The sequence below is a fragment of the Mesorhizobium sp. RCAM 05104 genome (genome assembly GCF_059683645.1).
In genome coordinates this window covers 1987727-2004774 of the sequence record NZ_CM185033.1, presented here as the reverse complement: position 1 = coordinate 2004774, position 17048 = coordinate 1987727, and the positions used below count along the sequence as shown (strand labels likewise).

Genomic DNA, 17048 nt, shown 5'->3' with positions numbered 1-17048 from the left:
GCCCACCGCACTTCGCATTGTGAACCGCGCTGGCCTTCGCAGCCGCCGTGCCGATCCTGTCACAACTGCTCAAGGCTGAACTGGCCGAACGGGAAGTGCGTTCCATCGCCTATCACATGAAGGCTGCGCGCTTCCCAGCCTACATGCAAACCGACTACGCCGCGCACTCCGTATCGGTCGTCGATCCCGACACCGGCGTCATCAGCCAGGCCCAGATCTTCGTGGCCGTGCTGGGAGCGTCGACCTTCATCTTCGCCCACGCCAGCCTCAGCCAGAAGCTGCCAGACTGCATCGAGGGCCAGTGCCGGGCGCTGAGCTTCTTCGGCGGCGTGCCGAAGGCGATCGTCTACGATTTTGTTCCCGGGAACAAAATCGTAGTTTTGTGTCCGACGCCATTATGTGGCTGGCAACGGTTTGAGCCGGTATTTCGAAGGTGGACCGCGGGCGAGAGGACACATAATGCGCTACAGCGAATTGAGCCAGTCGAGGAGGGTTTTGTCGTCCTTCCAGGCAACACGTGGCCGGGGTACCGTTGAAATACCTGAACCACTCACTTCGCAGGCGCGTAGCGCCTCGGTTTTGGCGCGCAGCGTCAGCTCGGCATAACGATTTGTCGTGTCGAGACTCACGTGCCCGAGCCAAGTGCGTAGCACATTAACTTCGACACCGGATTCCAGTAGGTGGCAGGCAGCGGTGTGCCGGAATAGATGCGGGCTGACACGTCTGGATTTCGGCCCGTGTGTATCGAAGGATGCGCCGTGTCGTCGGACAATCTTATAGATCCCGAACCTCGTTAGCAGGCTTCTCTTCTCTGATTGGGATCGTTGAGGTCAAGCTCCTCCCGATAATTTTCCGGACCATGTCGCCCCGCGGGTCACTCGCTTCTCTTCGCGGTCGACGTTAGGCCGCCGCATGATGGGGTCACGCTCAAGTGGACTTTGGCCGGCGGCTTGAGTTCGAGGTGCTCGATACGAAGATCCGCAACTTCCTGTGCCCTGGCGCCCGTGTCGTAGAGGAAGAGCAATAGTATGTGGTCGCGCAGCGCGAGATGCCCTTGCCGAGGCAGCGAACGAAACAAGGCCGCTACCTCCTCCCGCTCCAGGAAGTGCGTATCAGGCAGTGATGTGCGCTTGACGGGAATTGCCGCGACTTGCTGACAAACCGCTAGCATCTCGGGTGCACGCACAGCGAGGTAGGCAAAGAAGGTGTTCAGTGCAGCGCGACGTTGATTGCGACTACGTACCGAGTTGCCGCGTTCTTGTCCCAGGTGCTTCAGCAATGCCAGACTCCGTTCGAACGTCAGGTCATCAAGGGCCAGTGCAGTATTCTGCGGCCACGCTGCTCGGACACGAAGCACAGGAACAGGCGGATCGTGTCACGACAACTGCGGATCGAACCGAGCCGCAGCCCCTTCTGAACCGGAAGATGATCAGCAAAAAATGATTGGATCAGTGTACCGAGGGAGAGGGTCATGACCGATCCTCTGCGAGCGTTGCCGCGGCATCACGGAAGCGTCGGTTGGCGTGTTCGAGAAGCTCCGGGGTCGGCGTCAGATACACCGCAATGGAACTGATGTCGCCGTGCCCCATGAAAGTCGAGAGCGCAAGAAGCTTCGTCTGAGGATCGAAGCCGAGCGTGTACCAGCGCGAGAGTGTGCCAACGGCAAACGAGTGTCTCAGATCGTGCAGGCGTGGAGGCGAAATGCCGGGTGGGATCCGCAGATTTAGGCTCGGGACCATAGCGTGAAAGGTCTGGCTGATGGTCCCAAGATTGATCGAGCGACCTCCGCGCAAGCAAAACAGCGGCTGATCGTCTGCAGTATTGGTTGCGAGCGCCGTAGTGTGGCGTTGATGCAGATGCTGGCCCAGGAGTGCTCTGCGGCGCGACAATGAAGCTGCGAGCGTTGCGTCAATCAAGACGAGAATGCTGGCGGGTTGGAACGCAGGGAGGGCGCAGCCCGACTGGAGTTTCAACCCGCCAGCGCCGCTGCCTTTTCGGGGGCGTTTATCTGGTGATCTCGGTCGACCGGGTATGCCGGTGGTTTCTCCGATTTGGAGGAATCACTTTGTGCCCGGCCGCCACATAACCGATCACCAGATGAGGCTCTACATGAAGTTCCGTCAGACCAATTCGACAGCCGTCGAGGGGACAGAGGCGTCGATCAGCATAGCCACGGCCTATCGCATCGAGAAGGATTCGAGGCTGCCCTCGCAGAAGAAGGCGCCACGCTGTTAAACCTGGCCTATCGCGACCAGCTTGTTGCCTGTTGTCTCGACATCAATGGCTCGGACACCACGGCTGTCCAAATCGTCTCCATCACCCACCTTCTGTTCGATCGCCGCTCCCCCTTGTTCCGCGAAATCGACACCTATCAACGCCGTCGCATCAAAAAACTCAGGCAGCAGCGCGGCCGCGACTCCTGACGCCATACATTGCAGCGCCTCGATCCCAAACCCTGCCGCCTACCGACCAGATGAAGCGTTTGTTCTGCGTCAGGCCCTAACGTCCATCAGCCTCTCGTAAACCCGGCGCGGTTCAGTCCGCCTGGTGTTTCAAGGCCGCCCCCTGCTCGCGATTGCTTTTCCGTTTGAATCGAAGAGGTGCAGATGATCCGTGGCTGCGCTTAGGGAGAGCACATCTCCGACCTTGACCGACGACTTGCCGTCGAGGACTGCGGTGATCACTTCGTTCTGCGGCATTTCGACGATCGCATGTGTTTCGGCACCGAGATGCTCGACCACCTGCGCCACACCACGAAAGGTCAGGCCCTGCTCGCCGAGTGACAAATCTTCCGGGCGGATGCCGATCGTCACTTCGTCCTTGCGCGACAGACCGTGTTCCGTGCCGATCGGGCAGGTCAAAGCGGTCCCGGCAGCGGCCAGCAGGTGGGCGCTGCCATCCGCCACGGAATCGACCCGGGCCTTGATGAAATTCATCTTCGGGGAGCCAATAAAGCTGGCTACGAAGCGGTTCGATGGATGCAAATACAGCTCCATCGGACTTCCCACCTGCTCGATCCGGCCCTTGTTCAAGACAACGATCTTGTCGGCAAGCGTCATCGCTTCGACCTGGTCGTGGGTCACGAAGATCATGGTCGTCTTCAACGTCTGGTGAAGACGCGCAATCTCGATGCGCATTTGACCGCGCAACGCGGCGTCAAGGTTTGACAGGGGCTCGTCAAACAGAAAGAGCCTCGGCTCGCGCACGATGGCGCGTCCGATTGCCACGCGTTGCCGCTGCCCGCCTGAGAGTTGTCTTGGCTTTCGCTCCAGAAGGGCTTCAAGTTCAAGAACGCGAGCGACATCTTCGACCTTATCGCGGATCGTCTGCTTGTCGACCTTGGCGAGCCGAAGTGCGAAGCCGATGTTTTCGCGGACGGTCTTGTGCGGGTAGAGCGCATAGTTCTGGAAGACCATCGAAATCTGCCGTTTCGACGGGGGAAGGTCATTGACGACCGTGCCGTCAATGCTGATCTCGCCCTGCGAAATGTCTTCCAGGCCGGCGATCATGCGCAGCAAAGTGGACTTCCCGCAGCCTGATGGGCCAACGAAGACGACGAACTCCTCGTCGCCGATTTCGAGGTTGATGTCACTGACTACATCATGTGACCCAAATCGCTTGCACACGCCGCTGAGGCTTACCTTAGACATGGTGTTGGTCCAACCTAAAGGAACTGGATCGGGCGAAGCGGTGAACCCGAACCGCTCTGGATCGGAAGGGGAGCTGCGAACAGAAAGTATGGATCAGTGACATCTTCCCTCGCTCAATAACCTCATTTGCCCCACCGACGGTCATGGTTACCTCAACTCCTCTGCTGCTCACTTTAGCTTTCGCCTGGCAGGTCACTGACAACAAGGACGAATTGCTAAACGATTATTTCATGGCGCTTATGAATAGGCCGTGACCCAACAGTGGTGTATGAGGCCGCGCGCGGAGCCCCTCGGTGGAGCGCAGTACGCGGCCGGTGCTGACGCTGGCGGTCATCGTCGATCTTTGGAAAAAGTTCGGGTTGCGACACCCGAAACCAAGGACGGAGATGACGATGACCAACAAGAGAATGGCGCTGATCGAGCTGGCTGAAAAGCAGGCCGACAGCGATCTGGTGCGCGATATGCTGGCCTATGCGGCCGACCGGATCACGGAGGTGGAAGTGGGACTGCGCACCGGCGCGGGAAGGGCGCGCGCTCGCCGCTGCGCGAGGTCCAGCGCAACGGCTGCCGGGAACGGGACTGGGACACCCGTGCGGGGCGGATCGCGCTGGAGATCCCCAGCTACGCCAGGGGGCTATCTGCCAAGCTTCCTTGAACCCCGGCGGACGGCGGAGAAGGCCTTGGTGGCGGTGATCCTGAAGGCTTATGTGCAAGGCATCTCAACGCGCGGTCGATGACCTTGTGAAGGCAATGGTCGCGGGCGGCATGTCCAAGAGCCAAGTCAGCCGCCTCTGCGGCGCTACATTAGCCTTGGAGCACTCGCCCGCGTCACCGACAATCCCAATGTTAGGCTGCCCGCTGTGACCGCCTGATCAGGCTCGGACCTCTCCGGAGGTCGGCGCTCTTACACCATGTGTTAGGACACGATCTATGAATACGCTTTTTCGGCATATTCGGGCATTTATCGCGGTGGCCGAGGAGCGGAACTTCGCACGTGCCGCCGAAAGGCTGCACGTGTCGCAGTCGGCGCTGTCGCAGACCATCATGCAGCTCGAGGCGACCGTTGGCTTTGACTCATTTGAGCGAACGACGCGTAGTGTGGCTCTGACGACATCAGGCGAGAGGCTCTTGGCAAGGGCTCACATAGTGCATACCACTTTGGACGCCTTTAACAATGAAGCGCGCTGCATTTGACGCTCAACAACGAACTGCGGGTGGGCTACATGATCGGCACCGCTGTGCACTTCATTCCGGACATCGTACGTGAGTTCGAGCGGATTAGGCCGGGAGCGGGCCTCCACTTGCAGGAGCTTGACTTTTCAGACCCGAGCGCTGGTCTGCGGGACAGAAAGGTCGACTGATAGTGCGCCCTCCGATCGGTGTCGACGATGTCGAGCTGGTGGAAATAGCCAGAGAACAATGCGTCGCCTGCCTGCCAGCAGGACACCGTCTCGCTATACGCGAGAGCGTGGTGGTCAGCGATATTCTGGATGAGCCGATAGTGGCGGCGCCGGTACCAGGAGTCTGGCGCGACTATTGGGTGGCCATGGACTATCGAGATGGAAGGCCTGCCAAAGTGTCCTACGAGGCCGCGACCGTCGAGTCTGAGCTGCAAGCGGTAGCTGCTGGCAGAGGCATCAGCATTACTGCCGACAGCACCGCTCGGTACTACGCGCGTCCCGGTGTCATATTTCGACCCATTATTGACATGCAGGAATGTATTATTGCCGTTGGATATCGCGTTGCACCAAATAAGCTTGTTTCGGACTTCATCTCCCCTGTCCACCGCGTGTCCAAAGGCGTCTACGGGATCGTCGCTCGGCCCCCGAACTTGGACAGTGCCTGACCACGGGCCGGGCCGCCCATGACCTGCTACCCGGGTCACGTCCGTCAAGCTGGTGTGTAAATTCCCAGATGGCCTGAGGGTATGATCAGGCGGCCTTCGTGGTCATGCTGAGAATGGGGTCGATTTCCTCCTTGTCGATCTGGGTACTACCGGGTAGACAGGCCAGCCAAAGTCGTCTTCGAGGCGGCAACAGTCGAATCCGAGAAGCTTACGAATCAGCTCCATGCAAGGAGCGTCCAGCTTCCACTGACAGCGCTGCCGTAGGCTCGATCTGCCAGACCTGGTCATTCATAACCGTCGCTTATTGAGCGTTCAGCTCTTTGCGCTGGCGCGCTGCGGGCCGGTGGCGAACAGGGTCGCGCAGGACTTTATGTTGGGCGCTCGTTGACTAGGTCGCAGCGGGGTATACGACGCCAAACTGGAATGGCCGGCGGAGCGACGCCTTAAGCTTATGTGCTCCCCCGGCGGTGACGCCATAAAGGTTGTGGACATTAGGGCAGCGGATGCAGAACTCCGGCCACGGCAACCGATGCGATATTGCCCGCAGTAGCTCGCGCAAACTGTTTGCCGATAGCAGCCGCGCTGGGGTTATTGCGCATTTTCATTTATAACCAGCAATAAGCAGCATGAATATATTATGTTGAAAAATGTATTTCTAGGGGAAGGGCTTCCTACCTAACATATGTGCCAGCGCCGCGATGCAGGACGGCGCAAGAAAGCATAAGAAGGGGGAGCAGTATGACTGAAACCTATGAATCATTTAGCAGAGGGGCCGCTACGCTAGGCGTCACCTCAAGTGACGAGGCCGATCTCGCGGCGCTTGGCTATACGCAAAAACTTCACCGGACGATGCGTCCGTTCACGTCCTTCTGTTTGGCCTTCTCAATGGTGTCGATCAACACCGGCGTTGTCACCCTGTTTGCAGATCCATTCAATCGGGTTGGTGGGTTCGGCGTTTTGCTCTGGTTTATGGTTATTCCTTTTGTCTCCTGCATCGTGCTGGTTTACTCGCATTTGTCCGCACGCATTCCGGTCACCGGCTATGCATACCAATGGTCAAGCCGCCTCGTGAACAAAAGCTATGGCTGGTTCACGGGCTGGATCGCCATGATCTCGTTCATGGCGGGAACGGCCGGCACGGCGGCGGCCATCGGTTCGGTTTTCGCGCCAGAGATTTGGGCAAACCCGACGCAGGGGCAGGTGCAAGCGCTCAGCATATCCGCGACAATCGTCGTCTGCGCGATCAACATTTTCGGCATCAAGATTGCCACCAAAATGAACGACATCGGGGCGGTCGTGGAGTTGGTCGGAACGGTGCTCCTGATGGTCGGACTTATTGTCGGTGTCTTCTTCTTCTTTGGCGATGGGCATGGCTTTGGCTTGTTGGTTGACACCACGCCGGCCAGCGGAGAGCCGTTGTCGCTGACAACGTTTGCGCTAGCGATGTTGCTCCCAGTCAACGTGTTGCTGGGATGGGAGGGCGCCGCTGATCTGGCAGAAGAGACCCTGGATCCGCGCCGCGCTGCTGCACAGGCCATGATCCGGGCAGTTGCCGTATCTAGCATTTTCGGGGTTGGTCTTTTCGCCTTGCTTGCCCTAGCTATTCCCGGGTCCGTCGCGGATTTTCTGGCGCACCCCGAAAACCCGGTCATCGGCATCGTTCGGCTGCGTTTTGGAAACCTTGCCGCCCTTCTCATGCTGTTCGTAGCATTTGCCTCGATTTTCGCCTGCTTGATCGCCAACATGGCGGTTGCCACGCGGATGATCTATGCTTTGTCACGTGATAACATGCTGCCCGGTTCCAAGCTGTTGATGGGCGTCAGCAAGCGGACGGGAACCCCTGTAGTCGCGATTATCCTGGTTACCGTCATCGCAACTATGATGAATCTTGCCAACGGCGGGTTTGTGGCCGCGATCTACTCAATGGTTGGTCTGACTTACTATCTAACCTATTTCCTGACCCTTGTTGGTACCTATCTTGCCCATCGTGGTGACCGCATCCCGTCGGCGCCGGTTGACGCATTCGGCCTGGGAGAATGGCTTGTTCCGACGATTGGTGTGGGTGTTCTCTGGACTCTCGTTGTCATTTCGACGTTTTCGATTCCTGACGAAAGCCACCCAGGAGCCTTCATGACGATGTTCATGCTAGCGATCGGTGCCACGTGGTGGATCCTGAAACTGCGCGGCGATCTTGCCACCGGAAGGGCAGGCCCACCGGACCTTGCTCCGAGAAAACCATAAAGCACGAAGCCTCGTTGTAACACTGGGGCCGCGCCTCCGCTTTGGAGGCTCGGATTCTTTCGTTGACCTATTTGTGTTGCGCCCATTGGACAGGCCGCCACGATCGTCCGTCCGTCCGTCCGTCCGTGCATTGCAGTAGAGCAGAGAGAGGATGAAAATGAAATTTTTTGTCGACACTGCCGATACCAAGGAAATCCGTGAGCTGCACGATCTGGGGTTGCTTGACGGCGTCACCACCAATCCGTCGCTGATCCTGAAATCCGGCGGCAAGATCGCCGACGTCACCAAGCAGATCTGCGACATCGTCGACGGCCCGGTCTCGGCCGAAGTCGTCGCCACCGAATTCAAGGACATGATGGCGGAGGCCCAGGTGCTGGCCAAGATCGCGCCCAATGTCTGCATCAAGGTGCCGCTGACGCTGGACGGGCTGAGAGCCTGCAAGACCATCCGCACCGAGATGAACCGTATGGTCAATGTGACGCTGTGCTTTTCGGCCAACCAGGCGCTGCTGGCGGCCAAGGCCGGCGCCTCCTTCATCTCGCCCTTCGTCGGCCGAATCGACGACACCGGTTCGGACGGCATGGAGCTGATCGCCGAGATCAAGCAGATCTACGACAACTACGATTACCCGACCGAGATTCTGACCGCTTCGGTGCGCACGGTGAACCACGTCAAGCAGGCGGCGCTCATCGGCGCGCATGTCATCACCGCGCCGCCGGCGACGCTGAAGGCGCTAGTCAAGCACCCGCTGACCGACAAGGGCCTCGAGGCTTTCCTCGCCGACTGGGCCAAGACCGGCCAGAAGATCGGCTGAGCATGTGGAACATCGACCAAATAGCGAGGGCAATCGTCGATCGTGCTGCACGCGCACAACGGTTATGGTTGCAATCGCCGGCCCCCGGAGCCGACAAATCCGCTTTATCAAGGAGGCTTGCCCACTCCCTTCCAGCGGGCGAATCCACAATCGTTAGGTGGGCGGCTTTCCTTATGACAACGCCCTTCTCGAACAGATCGGCCAGCGTCACCGCAAAGGGGCCGAAGACACATTCGATTGTTGGGGTCTTGAAACGACATTGCGAAGGCTCCAGGCCACGGAGCCCCCGCGGTCGTCATCCCCGCCTTCGACCGCCAGATGGATGTAGCGCGAGCAGGAGCGGCGATAATCGGGACCACGCAGAAATACATTCTCGTAGAGGGAAACTACCTGCTGCTCGACAGGCCGCCGTGGTCCGCACTGGCGCAGTATCTCGATTTTTCGCTCTTCATTTCGGTGCACCGTGCCGAACTGGAGCGTCGTCTCCTGAAACGATGGATCGAACTTGGGTATTCGGACGAAGCCGCTCGAAGTTGGGTGGGATCGAACGACATGCCCAACGTTGACGTGGTGCTGGAAGCGAGCAGGCCTTCCGACATTGTCTTTCTTTCACGAACAAAACGAAATAACCGCGCCGATCGCCCCATAGAGACGCCCGCCACCTTCCTGCAGTTCCCCATCAATTGAAGGCTAAGAGCCGCTTCGCCAAGGAATCCAAACGTGTCTGACCGTCCAAATACGCCCGTCTCGCCCATTGTCCTGGCCAACGCGATTCGCGCGCTGTCGATGGATGCAGTGCAGAACTCCATTTCCGGCCATCCTGGAATGCCGATGGGAATGGCTGAGATTGCGGTCGCACTGTGGTCCAGACATCTACGTCACAACCCGGCTAAACCTACATGGCCTGATCGCGACCGGTTCGTGCTCAGCAACGGCCACGGCTCGATGCTGCTCTACAGTCTGCTTCATCTGACCGGTTACGACATATCGATCGACGATCTGAGACAGTTTCGCCAGTTGGGGAGCAAGACACCAGGTCATCCGGAGTATGGCTATGCGCCGGGGGTCGAGACCACCACCGGTCCGCTCGGACAGGGACTTGCCAACGCGGTCGGCATGGCAATAGCCGAAAAAACGTTGGCTGCGGCGTTCAACCGGTCTGGGCACCAGATTGTCGACCACCACACATTTGTGTTTCTGGGTGACGGCTGCCTCATGGAAGGCATTTCGCATGAGGCCTGCTCGCTCGCGGGAACTCTAGGCCTCGGCAAACTGATAGCGATTTACGATGATAACGGCATATCCATCGACGGCCACGTCGAAGGTTGGTTCACGGACGACACGCCCAAGCGCTTCGAGGCCTATGGTTGGCACGTCATCCCTTCGGTCGACGGGCATGACATCGACGCGGTCGACCGAGCGATCAGCATAGCAAAGCTGGAAGCCTTTCGCCCGACCCTCATCTGCTGCAAAACCACGATCGGCAAAGGGGCTCCGACAAAGTCGGGAAGCCATGATTCCCATGGCGCTCCACTCGGAGTGGAAGAGATTGCTCGTACACGGCTCGCCATCGGCTGGCCACACGGCCCCTTCGAAATTCCGAGCGAAGTCTATGACTCATGGAGCGCATTGCAAACAGGCCGCGCTATAGAGGCCGATTGGTGTCGTCGTTTCGAAATTTATCGCGTCGACCATCCGCATCTAGCTGCAGAGTTTGAACGGCGGATGGAACATCGTCTGCCTAAAGAGTTTCACACCAAGGCGGATGCGATTGTCGCTGAGACGATACGGAAAGGGGAGACTATAGCCTCCCGCAAGGCGAGCCAGAACGCAATCCAGCAGTTCGCCGATCTGGTGCCCGAACTGATTGGCGGTTCGGCCGACCTTGCAAGCTCCAATTTGACGATGTGGAAGGGTGCCAATCCCGTCACGGCATCCTCCGGTGGTAACTATGTAAACTTCGGCGTGCGCGAGTTCGGAATGGCCGCGATCATCAACGGGATACTGACCCATGGTGGCTTGCGTCCATTCGGTGGGACGTTCCTGACTTTTTCCGACTACGCGCGAAATGCCTTGCGCATGGCCTCCCTGATGAAGCTTGGCGCGATCTACGTCTTCACCCATGACTCCATCGGACTGGGCCAAGACGGGCCAACACATCAGCCGGTCGAACATCTAGCCTCGCTGCGGCTGATACCCAACATGGATGTTTGGCCTGCTGCCGGTTTTTCGGACACGAGGTTAAGCTAACATAGCTTGTTCCTCGAACTCCACGGGGCTCAGATAGCCCAGCGTCGAGTGCCTTCGCCGAGGGTTATAGAAGCGCTCGATGTAATCGAACACATCCGCCCTCGCATCATCTCTCGTCCTGTAGACCTTGCGGGCTGTCCGCTCGGTCTTGAGCGACGAGAAAAAGCTCTCCATCGCAGCGTTGTCCCAGACGTTGCCCGACCGGCTCATCGAGCAGGTGATGCCGTGGTCGGCCATCAGTCGCTGGAACTGCTCGCTCGTATATTGCGATCCCTGGTCGGAGTGGTGCAGCAGGCTGTCGGGCTTGCCTCTCCTCCAGATCGCCATGATGAGAGCGTCGGTGACGAGCTGCGCGGTCATCTCGGCCTTCATCGCCCAGCCGACGACACGGCGGGAGAACAGATCGACGACGGCGGCAACGTAGATCCATCCTTCCGCAGTCCAGATATAGGTGAAGTCGGCGACCCACTTCTGGTTCGGGGCCGATGCCTCGAAGGCGCGATCGAGGAGGTTGTCCGACACGGCGGCTCGCTCGCCGGTATCCTTCGGCAGTCCGCGCCGGCGTGGACGTGCCCGGAGGCCGTTCTCCCGCATGAGGCGTTCGATGCGATGCAGTCCGCAGGAAAGCCCCTCTGCCAGAACGTCGTGCCAGACCCGACGCGCGCCGTAGGTGCGGTCGCTGCTCTTGAAGCTTCGGTCGATCCTGGAAACGAGGATCTCGTCATGCTGGGAGCGAACGCTAGGGCTGCGGTTGAGCCAGGCATGGAAGCCCGAGCGGGACACATCCAGCGCACTGCACAGCCATGCCACCGGCCAGATGTTCCGGTGCCTCGCGATGAAAGCGAACCTCATGTCACTTCCCTCGCGAAGTAGGCTGCGGCCTTTTTTAGGATGTCGCGCTCCGCCTTCAGCTTCGCGACTTCCTTACGCAGCCGGTCAATCTCCTGCTGCTCCGGCTTCATCTGCCCATGACCGGGAAACGCACGCTGCGGATCGGCCGATAGCTCGCGCACCCATTTGCGCAGCACATTCTCGTGGACATCGAGGTCGCGGGCAGCCTGGGCCACCGCAACGCCCCGATCCTCGATCAATCTCACCGCCTCAAGCTTGAACTCGCGGCTGAACTTCCTTCTCTGCATTCCCACTCTCCAGTTCCGTTAAACACCTTATCTCGGTGTCCACGAAACCGGCAGCAGGCCAGTTTGGCGTCCTTGCGACTCGGTTGAAACTGTCGTCGCGTGGCAGATTGCTCTGGAGCGAACCGAAACACCGACGATCCTGGCGCTCAGCCGGCAAAATCTTGCTTTTCAGCGACGCTCGGACGCACAGGTGACGGCGATCAGGCGAGGTGGCTATATCCTGCGAAAGGAGGCCGGGCTTTTGCAAGCCATAATCATCGCAACTGGCTCAGAGGTTCAAATCGCTGTCGAAGCTTCTGAACGACTTGGTGACCAAGGCATTCACACGCGCGTCGTGTCCATGCCTTCGACGCTTATCTTCGATAAGCAGAGCGACGCCTTCAAGGCCGAGGTGCTGCCATCCGGTATTGTCCGCGTCGCCGTCGAGGCGGGGGTTACGGACTATTGGAGAAAGTATGTTGGGCTCGAGGGTGAGGTCGTTGGCTTAGACACATTCGGGGAGTCTGCCCCGGCGGAGACGCTTTACGCGCACTATGGGATCACCGTCGAAGGAATTATTATTGCAGTCCGACGGGCGATCGCGAGCCAGGAAAATGCTGTACGCGTGAATCCGTAATTCCGAAGCCTTCTCGTAGGTTCCGTCGCAAACTCCAGCTGAGGTCGCAAAGGCAGGTTGAGCGTCACGCGGCGCTCATGCGGCGAGGGATTTCGAACTGCTTGGCAATGGAGGGCGTCCGGATCGTAGGCAAACGTCGCCTGTCGTTTGCGCATCATATGAGCCATCTCGATGCCCGAGAGGATAATTTCGGCAGTTGTCGTTGACTTGAAGCCGAGCTTGGGCCAGCGCGGCTTCATTTCTCGTCGCGATAGATCCCGCAGCCGGTTTTCAAGATCGCAAGATCGCATGCCCTCGGGAGATTGGTCTGGCTATCAAGCATATCTTCATAGCTGTCGTACGCCTTCGGGATACCGAGCTGGCCCGCAGCCTGCTTGGCTTTATCCTTCGCCCGCGAGGCGGTAGCGTGCACTTTGAGTTTGTCGCTTACCATCATCTCTGGAACGACCTTGTTCATTGCAAACCCTGACGTTGAGATGATCCCCCATCACACCTGGAGAGAATGTTTCATCCACAGTCGCTCCAATACTCATTCGGCCCACCTCTCTAACGAGATTGAATAGGCGGACACGACCTTGCGAACCGCTGCCGCAATCTGTCGGAGGTGACTATCCTCCATTCTGTCGGTCCACCACATGCATACCGTTTCGCGGCAGGCGCGCTCGGCCTCGGGGCACAGGTTGCTTCCATAGTCGATCTTTCGGGCGCCCTCGAGGGTAAAAGGAAGTCCTGACTGGCCGAAGGTATTGTGCTCGCGAATGACCGGATAGCTGTAGAGCGGGACTTGCCCCGGATATCCGATAAAGCCATCTATGCCCTCGGCGACCAGGGCCCTCATCACCTCCGGAATCGGCGCCGACAGTTTCGACGGATCGAGGCGGAAACAATAGAAGAAGTAGACGCCGACCGTATCGGACAGCGGCAGAATCGGCGTCACGTCGACATCGACCAACAACTCGGTCAGCCGGTCGGCCGCGCTTACGCGCGCCGTGACGAACTGGTCGAGCTTCTTCAACTGCTCGAGACCGACTGCCGCCTGCAATTCCGTCATATGATAGTTCGTCGCCAGGAAGAGATGATCGCGGCCGCCGCGTTCACGAGGCCAGCCTTTGTCGCTGCAGTGCCGCAGCATGCGACCGAAACGTCCGTTATCGTTGCTGATCACCATGCCGCCGTCGCCGGTGGTCATGTGCTTGGACTGCTGAAAGCTGAAGCACGCGACATCGCCTATGGTGCCGCACAGTTTTCCCTTGTACCAGGCAAGATGAGCTTGCGCGCAGTCCTCTATGACGAAGAGGTCGTGTCTTTTTGCGATCGCCATGATGGCGTCCATATCGGCAGGATGTCCGTAGACATGCGTTACGATGATAGCGCGGGTGCGTGCCGAGATGTTTTTCTCGATCGACGCCGGATCTATGTTTTGCGTTAGCGGATCGACATCGGCGAATACGGGGATGGCAAGTTGAGCAATCACGGGGATGACGGTGCCCACGTCGGTAACGGGCGACAGGATGATCTCGTCGCCGGGTTCTGGATTGAGATAGGTAACCGCTGAATGCAAGGCGGCAGTGCCGTTTGCCACCGCCACTGCATGCCTGACGCCGTACTTCGCGGCGAAAGCGCGTTCGAACTCACCGGTCTTCGGGCCAGTAAGGAAGGAGAGCCGGCCCGACTTTATGACTTCCAGGAGAGCATTTGCCTCTTCTTCGCCCAGCGTGCGGCCCGAGGCATCGCGAAAGCTGGGCAATACGCCCTCGATTGCGCGGGGGCCTCCGTTAATCGCCAGTTCGTTCATTACAGCTACCTCCGACACGAATGCCAATTCGAGAGCGCCCTGTCCATGCGCCCCAACACGCGGAGGCAAGTCGGCTTTCCGCCGCTGCGCCCGTCAATCATTCCCCAACCGGCTGACTGCGGGCCTTACTTGCCCCAGGACAGCGCAAGCGGGTTCATACCTTGCGCGAGTTCAAGCAGGCCCGCTCGTGTCGCCCGATGCAGCGGTTCGAGCGGATGGCGGACATGGTCGGATTTGATTACCTTTCCTTCCATCATCACTGTCTTGGCCGCCCGCAGTCCGCACTGCCGATTCTCGTAGTTGATAAGCGGCAAAATATGCTCGTAGGCTTTCGCCGCTTCCGCGCGGCGGCCGGCCTTGTGGTGCTCGAGCACTGGGCGGATAAGATCTGGCAGCAAGGCGCTCGACATCACCCCAGTGGCACCGGCGTCGAGATCGGCCATCAGCGTTATGGCTTCCTCGCCGTCGAACGGCCCTTCGATCGCGTCGCCGCCGCGTTCTAGAAGTTTGCGCAATTTAGCCGCCGTGCCGGCGACTTCGATCTTGAAATAGCGCACCAGCGGTAACTCCTGCGCGATCCGGGCCATAAAATCGGCCGAAAGCGTAACCCCGCTCAGCGGCGCATCCTGAATCATGACCGAAATGCCGGCGGCATCGGCGACACGTGCGAAATGTTCGCGAATCGAGATTTCATCCAGCTTGATGCCCGCGCCGTGATATGGCGGCATTAGCATGATGAGTTTGGCGCCGTGTTCGGAAGCATGCCTGGCGCGGCCTGCGGCGATCTGCGTGCTGAAATGGCTGCATGTGACCATCACCGGGACCCGGTCGGCGATATGTTCGAGGCTCAGTTCCGTTAGATGCCGGCGCTCTTCGTCCGACAACAAAAACTGCTCGGAGTAGTTGGCCAGGATGCATATGCCATCGACCCCCTGATCGATCATGCAATCAAGCACGCGGCGCTGCCCGTCGAAATCGACATCTCCATTCCCGGTGAAGGGTGTGGGAGCCACTGGAAAAAGACCGGTATAGCGTCGATGATTGACCATCGCGAGAACTGCACTCCCTAAGTCCACTCTTGACTTCCGCAGGCCTATCATGAATGATTGTTGCACGCAATAGTCATTTCGGAGACTTGGGATGTCGATGGTTCAACCTGGTTCGGGCGTGATCCGGCTCCATCATGCGGACAATGTCGTTGTTGCGACGCGCCCTATCGCGGAAGGCGAACACGTTTGGGATGTCGTTGCCCTGAATGCTATTCCCAGCGGCCACAAAATCGCGGTCCGACCTATCGTTCAAGGGGAGGCCGTCCTGAAGTATGGGCAAGTGATCGGCTGCGCCAGCTGTGACATTCTCGCCGGCGAGCATGTCCACCTGCAGAACCTCGCCATGCTCGACAAAGCCGTATCGCATGACTTTGCCGCCGATGGGGGGCCTACGCCACTCTTGCCGGAGAACGAGCGGCTTACTTTCCAAGGCTATGCACGCCCGTCCGGTCTTGTCGGTACGCGCAACTACATCGGTATCATCACGTCGGTGAATTGTTCCGCGACCGTTTCTCGCGCCGTTGCAGATTATTTCAAGACGAACGGCTTCGGCAACTATTCCAATATCGACGGCGTTGTAGCGCTTACCCATGGCACGGGCTGCGCGATCCCGACGAATACCGAGGGCTATCTGTATCTGCGGCGGGTTCTCAGCGGCTATGCCAAAAACCCGAACTTCGCGGCGGTCCTGATGATCGGGCTTGGGTGCGAGACGAACCAGATCAGCCACCTCGTGAAAGCTTTCGAGCTCGAGGAAGGGCCGCGACTGCGCACGATGACCATCCAGAAGCTGGGAGGCACACGCAGGACCATCGAGGAGGCCATCTCGATCATTCAGGAGCTGTTGCCCGAAGTCAACGCGGTGAAACGCACGACGCAGCCGCTGTCGGGGCTGAAGGTGGCGTTGCAATGCGGCGGGTCCGACGGGTATTCCGGGATTACTGCCAATCCGGCTCTCGGCTTTGCTGCAGACCTAGTGGTCAAGCATGGCGGGACGGCGGTGCTCAGCGAAACTCCGGAAATCTACGGGGCGGAACATCTTCTGACCCGCCGCGCCGTCACGCCTGCAATTGCTGAAAAGCTCATGGCGCGCATCCAATGGTGGTGGAATTACACCAAGAAGAACGACGCCGAACTCAACAACAATCCCTCGCACGGCAACAAGGAGGGGGGACTGACGACCATTCTGGAAAAATCACTCGGCGCGGTCGCAAAAGGCGGTTCCATGCCGCTGATGGAAGTTTACGAGTATGCGGAGCAGATCACGACGTCCGGTTTCGTTTTTATGGATACACCCGGCTACGACCCGGTGGCCGTCACGGGGCAGGTCGCCGGCGGCTGCAATCTAATCGTCTTCACCACCGGGCGCGGCTCTGTTTCAGGCTTCAAGCCGGCGCCGTGCATAAAGGTCGCGACGAACAGCGAGATGTATGAGCGGATGAGCGAGGACATGGACATCAATTGCGGTGGGATCGTCGACGGAAGCGACAGCATCGAAGCTGCAGGTGCACGGATCTTCGAGAAGATAGTCGCGATCGCATCGGGCGAACGCACCTTGAGCGAAGGTTACAATTATGGTGACAACGAATTTGTGCCTTGGCAGATAGGGGCGGTGACCTGAGACTTTGAAAGGAACGCATGACGCATC

General features: G+C 58.9%; 19 protein-coding genes and 3 pseudogenes. 12 read left to right on the top strand and 10 right to left on the bottom strand.

Going from position 1 to position 17048, the window contains the following annotated elements; translation table 11 throughout:
* Window positions 1–32: 32 nt before the first annotated feature.
* Window positions 33–143, top strand: a pseudogene (locus AC56QP_RS10010) (ATP-binding protein); the annotation flags it as partial.
* Window positions 135–353, top strand: a pseudogene (locus AC56QP_RS10005) (IS21 family transposase); the annotation flags it as partial. The pseudogenes AC56QP_RS10010 and AC56QP_RS10005, both read left to right, overlap by 9 nt.
* A 111-nt stretch (window positions 354–464) precedes the next feature.
* Here AC56QP_RS10005 and AC56QP_RS10000 read toward each other — a convergent pair.
* The 4 genes from AC56QP_RS10000 to AC56QP_RS09985 form a co-directional block, all read right to left on the bottom strand.
* A complete protein-coding gene (locus AC56QP_RS10000; RefSeq protein ID WP_497104070.1) occupies window positions 465–773 on the bottom strand; it encodes a tyrosine-type recombinase/integrase in 309 nt (102 codons plus the stop codon).
* A gap of 101 nt (window positions 774–874) precedes the next feature.
* A complete protein-coding gene (locus AC56QP_RS09995) occupies window positions 875–1279 on the bottom strand; it encodes a site-specific integrase (protein ID WP_489859856.1) in 405 nt (134 codons plus the stop codon).
* Between the two features lie 20 nt (window positions 1280–1299).
* A complete protein-coding gene (locus AC56QP_RS09990; RefSeq protein WP_489859857.1) occupies window positions 1300–1473 on the bottom strand; it encodes a hypothetical protein in 174 nt (57 codons plus the stop codon).
* Window positions 1470–1916: a site-specific integrase gene (locus AC56QP_RS09985; RefSeq protein ID WP_497109035.1), complete on the bottom strand. Its 447-nt coding sequence runs from the start codon at window positions 1914–1916 to the stop codon at window positions 1470–1472. The genes AC56QP_RS09990 and AC56QP_RS09985 overlap by 4 nt, the downstream gene beginning before the upstream one ends.
* A gap of 151 nt (window positions 1917–2067) precedes the next feature.
* On the opposite strand from AC56QP_RS09985, the pseudogene AC56QP_RS09980 reads away from it, so the two are divergent.
* Window positions 2068–2229, top strand: a pseudogene (locus tag AC56QP_RS09980) (IS21 family transposase); the annotation flags it as partial.
* A 2-nt stretch (window positions 2230–2231) separates the two neighbouring features.
* Here AC56QP_RS09980 and AC56QP_RS09975 read toward each other — a convergent pair.
* Together AC56QP_RS09975 and AC56QP_RS09970 are read right to left on the bottom strand one after the other, a co-directional pair.
* Window positions 2232–2429 (bottom strand): hypothetical protein, encoded by a 198-nt coding sequence (locus AC56QP_RS09975; RefSeq protein ID WP_489859859.1) that lies wholly within the window; start codon window positions 2427–2429, stop codon window positions 2232–2234.
* A 123-nt stretch (window positions 2430–2552) separates the two neighbouring features.
* A complete protein-coding gene (locus AC56QP_RS09970) occupies window positions 2553–3650 on the bottom strand; it encodes an ABC transporter ATP-binding protein (RefSeq protein WP_489859860.1) in 1098 nt (365 codons plus the stop codon).
* 293 nt (window positions 3651–3943) lie between these two features.
* Between AC56QP_RS09970 and AC56QP_RS09965 the strand changes: the two genes are divergently transcribed.
* From AC56QP_RS09965 to tkt, 7 genes are all read left to right on the top strand, one after another.
* Complete coding sequence (locus AC56QP_RS09965; protein ID WP_497109034.1) at window positions 3944–4387, top strand: transposase; 444 nt, start codon at window positions 3944–3946, stop codon at window positions 4385–4387.
* 193 nt (window positions 4388–4580) lie between these two features.
* The gene (locus AC56QP_RS09960; RefSeq protein WP_489859862.1) at window positions 4581–4844 is read left to right on the top strand and encodes a LysR family transcriptional regulator; all 264 of its coding nucleotides are present in this window, start codon (window positions 4581–4583) and stop codon (window positions 4842–4844) included.
* Window positions 4845–5049: 205 nt separating this feature from the next.
* Window positions 5050–5496 (top strand): LysR substrate-binding domain-containing protein, encoded by a 447-nt coding sequence (locus AC56QP_RS09955; protein ID WP_489859863.1) that lies wholly within the window; start codon window positions 5050–5052, stop codon window positions 5494–5496.
* 738 nt (window positions 5497–6234) lie between these two features.
* Window positions 6235–7737, top strand: coding sequence for an APC family permease (locus AC56QP_RS09950; protein ID WP_489859864.1), 1503 nt, complete (start codon window positions 6235–6237; stop codon window positions 7735–7737).
* Window positions 7738–7894: 157 nt separating this feature from the next.
* Complete coding sequence (gene fsa / locus AC56QP_RS09945) at window positions 7895–8551, top strand: fructose-6-phosphate aldolase (protein ID WP_489859865.1); 657 nt, start codon at window positions 7895–7897, stop codon at window positions 8549–8551.
* A gap of 318 nt (window positions 8552–8869) precedes the next feature.
* The gene (locus tag AC56QP_RS09940; protein WP_489859866.1) at window positions 8870–9238 is read left to right on the top strand and encodes a nucleoside/nucleotide kinase family protein; all 369 of its coding nucleotides are present in this window, start codon (window positions 8870–8872) and stop codon (window positions 9236–9238) included.
* Between the two features lie 33 nt (window positions 9239–9271).
* Window positions 9272–10801: a transketolase gene (gene tkt / locus AC56QP_RS09935; protein WP_489859867.1), complete on the top strand. Its 1530-nt coding sequence runs from the start codon at window positions 9272–9274 to the stop codon at window positions 10799–10801.
* Here the strand turns inward: tkt and AC56QP_RS09930 are convergent.
* Window positions 10793–11940 (bottom strand): IS3-like element ISMlo4 family transposase gene (locus tag AC56QP_RS09930; protein WP_157866075.1). Its coding sequence is split into 2 segments (ribosomal slippage): window positions 10793–11691 and window positions 11691–11940, totalling 1149 coding nucleotides; the frame shifts between segments, so codons are not numbered across the junction. The genes tkt and AC56QP_RS09930 overlap by 9 nt on opposite strands.
* Window positions 11941–12130: 190 nt before the next feature.
* Between AC56QP_RS09930 and AC56QP_RS09925 the strand changes: the two genes are divergently transcribed.
* The gene (locus AC56QP_RS09925) at window positions 12131–12556 is read left to right on the top strand and encodes a transketolase-like TK C-terminal-containing protein (protein WP_489859868.1); all 426 of its coding nucleotides are present in this window, start codon (window positions 12131–12133) and stop codon (window positions 12554–12556) included.
* Between the two features lie 235 nt (window positions 12557–12791).
* Here AC56QP_RS09925 and AC56QP_RS09920 read toward each other — a convergent pair whose 3' ends face one another.
* The 3 genes from AC56QP_RS09920 to AC56QP_RS09910 all read right to left on the bottom strand — a co-directional run bounded on the left by AC56QP_RS09920 (window position 12792) and on the right by AC56QP_RS09910 (window position 15400).
* Entirely contained in the window at window positions 12792–13013 is a 222-nt protein-coding gene (locus AC56QP_RS09920; protein ID WP_489859869.1) for a hypothetical protein, read from the bottom strand.
* 72 nt (window positions 13014–13085) lie between these two features.
* Window positions 13086–14351 (bottom strand): DegT/DnrJ/EryC1/StrS family aminotransferase, encoded by a 1266-nt coding sequence (locus AC56QP_RS09915; RefSeq protein WP_489859870.1) that lies wholly within the window; start codon window positions 14349–14351, stop codon window positions 13086–13088.
* Window positions 14352–14476: 125 nt separating this feature from the next.
* Window positions 14477–15400 carry a dihydrodipicolinate synthase family protein gene (locus tag AC56QP_RS09910; RefSeq protein WP_497100579.1) on the bottom strand — a complete coding sequence of 308 codons (924 nt, stop codon included), beginning with the start codon at window positions 15398–15400 and terminating at the stop codon, window positions 14477–14479.
* 91 nt (window positions 15401–15491) lie between these two features.
* Here AC56QP_RS09910 and AC56QP_RS09905 point away from each other — a divergent pair, with 91 nt between their 5' ends.
* Window positions 15492–17021, top strand: coding sequence for a UxaA family hydrolase (locus AC56QP_RS09905; protein ID WP_497100580.1), 1530 nt, complete (start codon window positions 15492–15494; stop codon window positions 17019–17021).
* Window positions 17022–17048 lie beyond the last annotated feature (27 nt).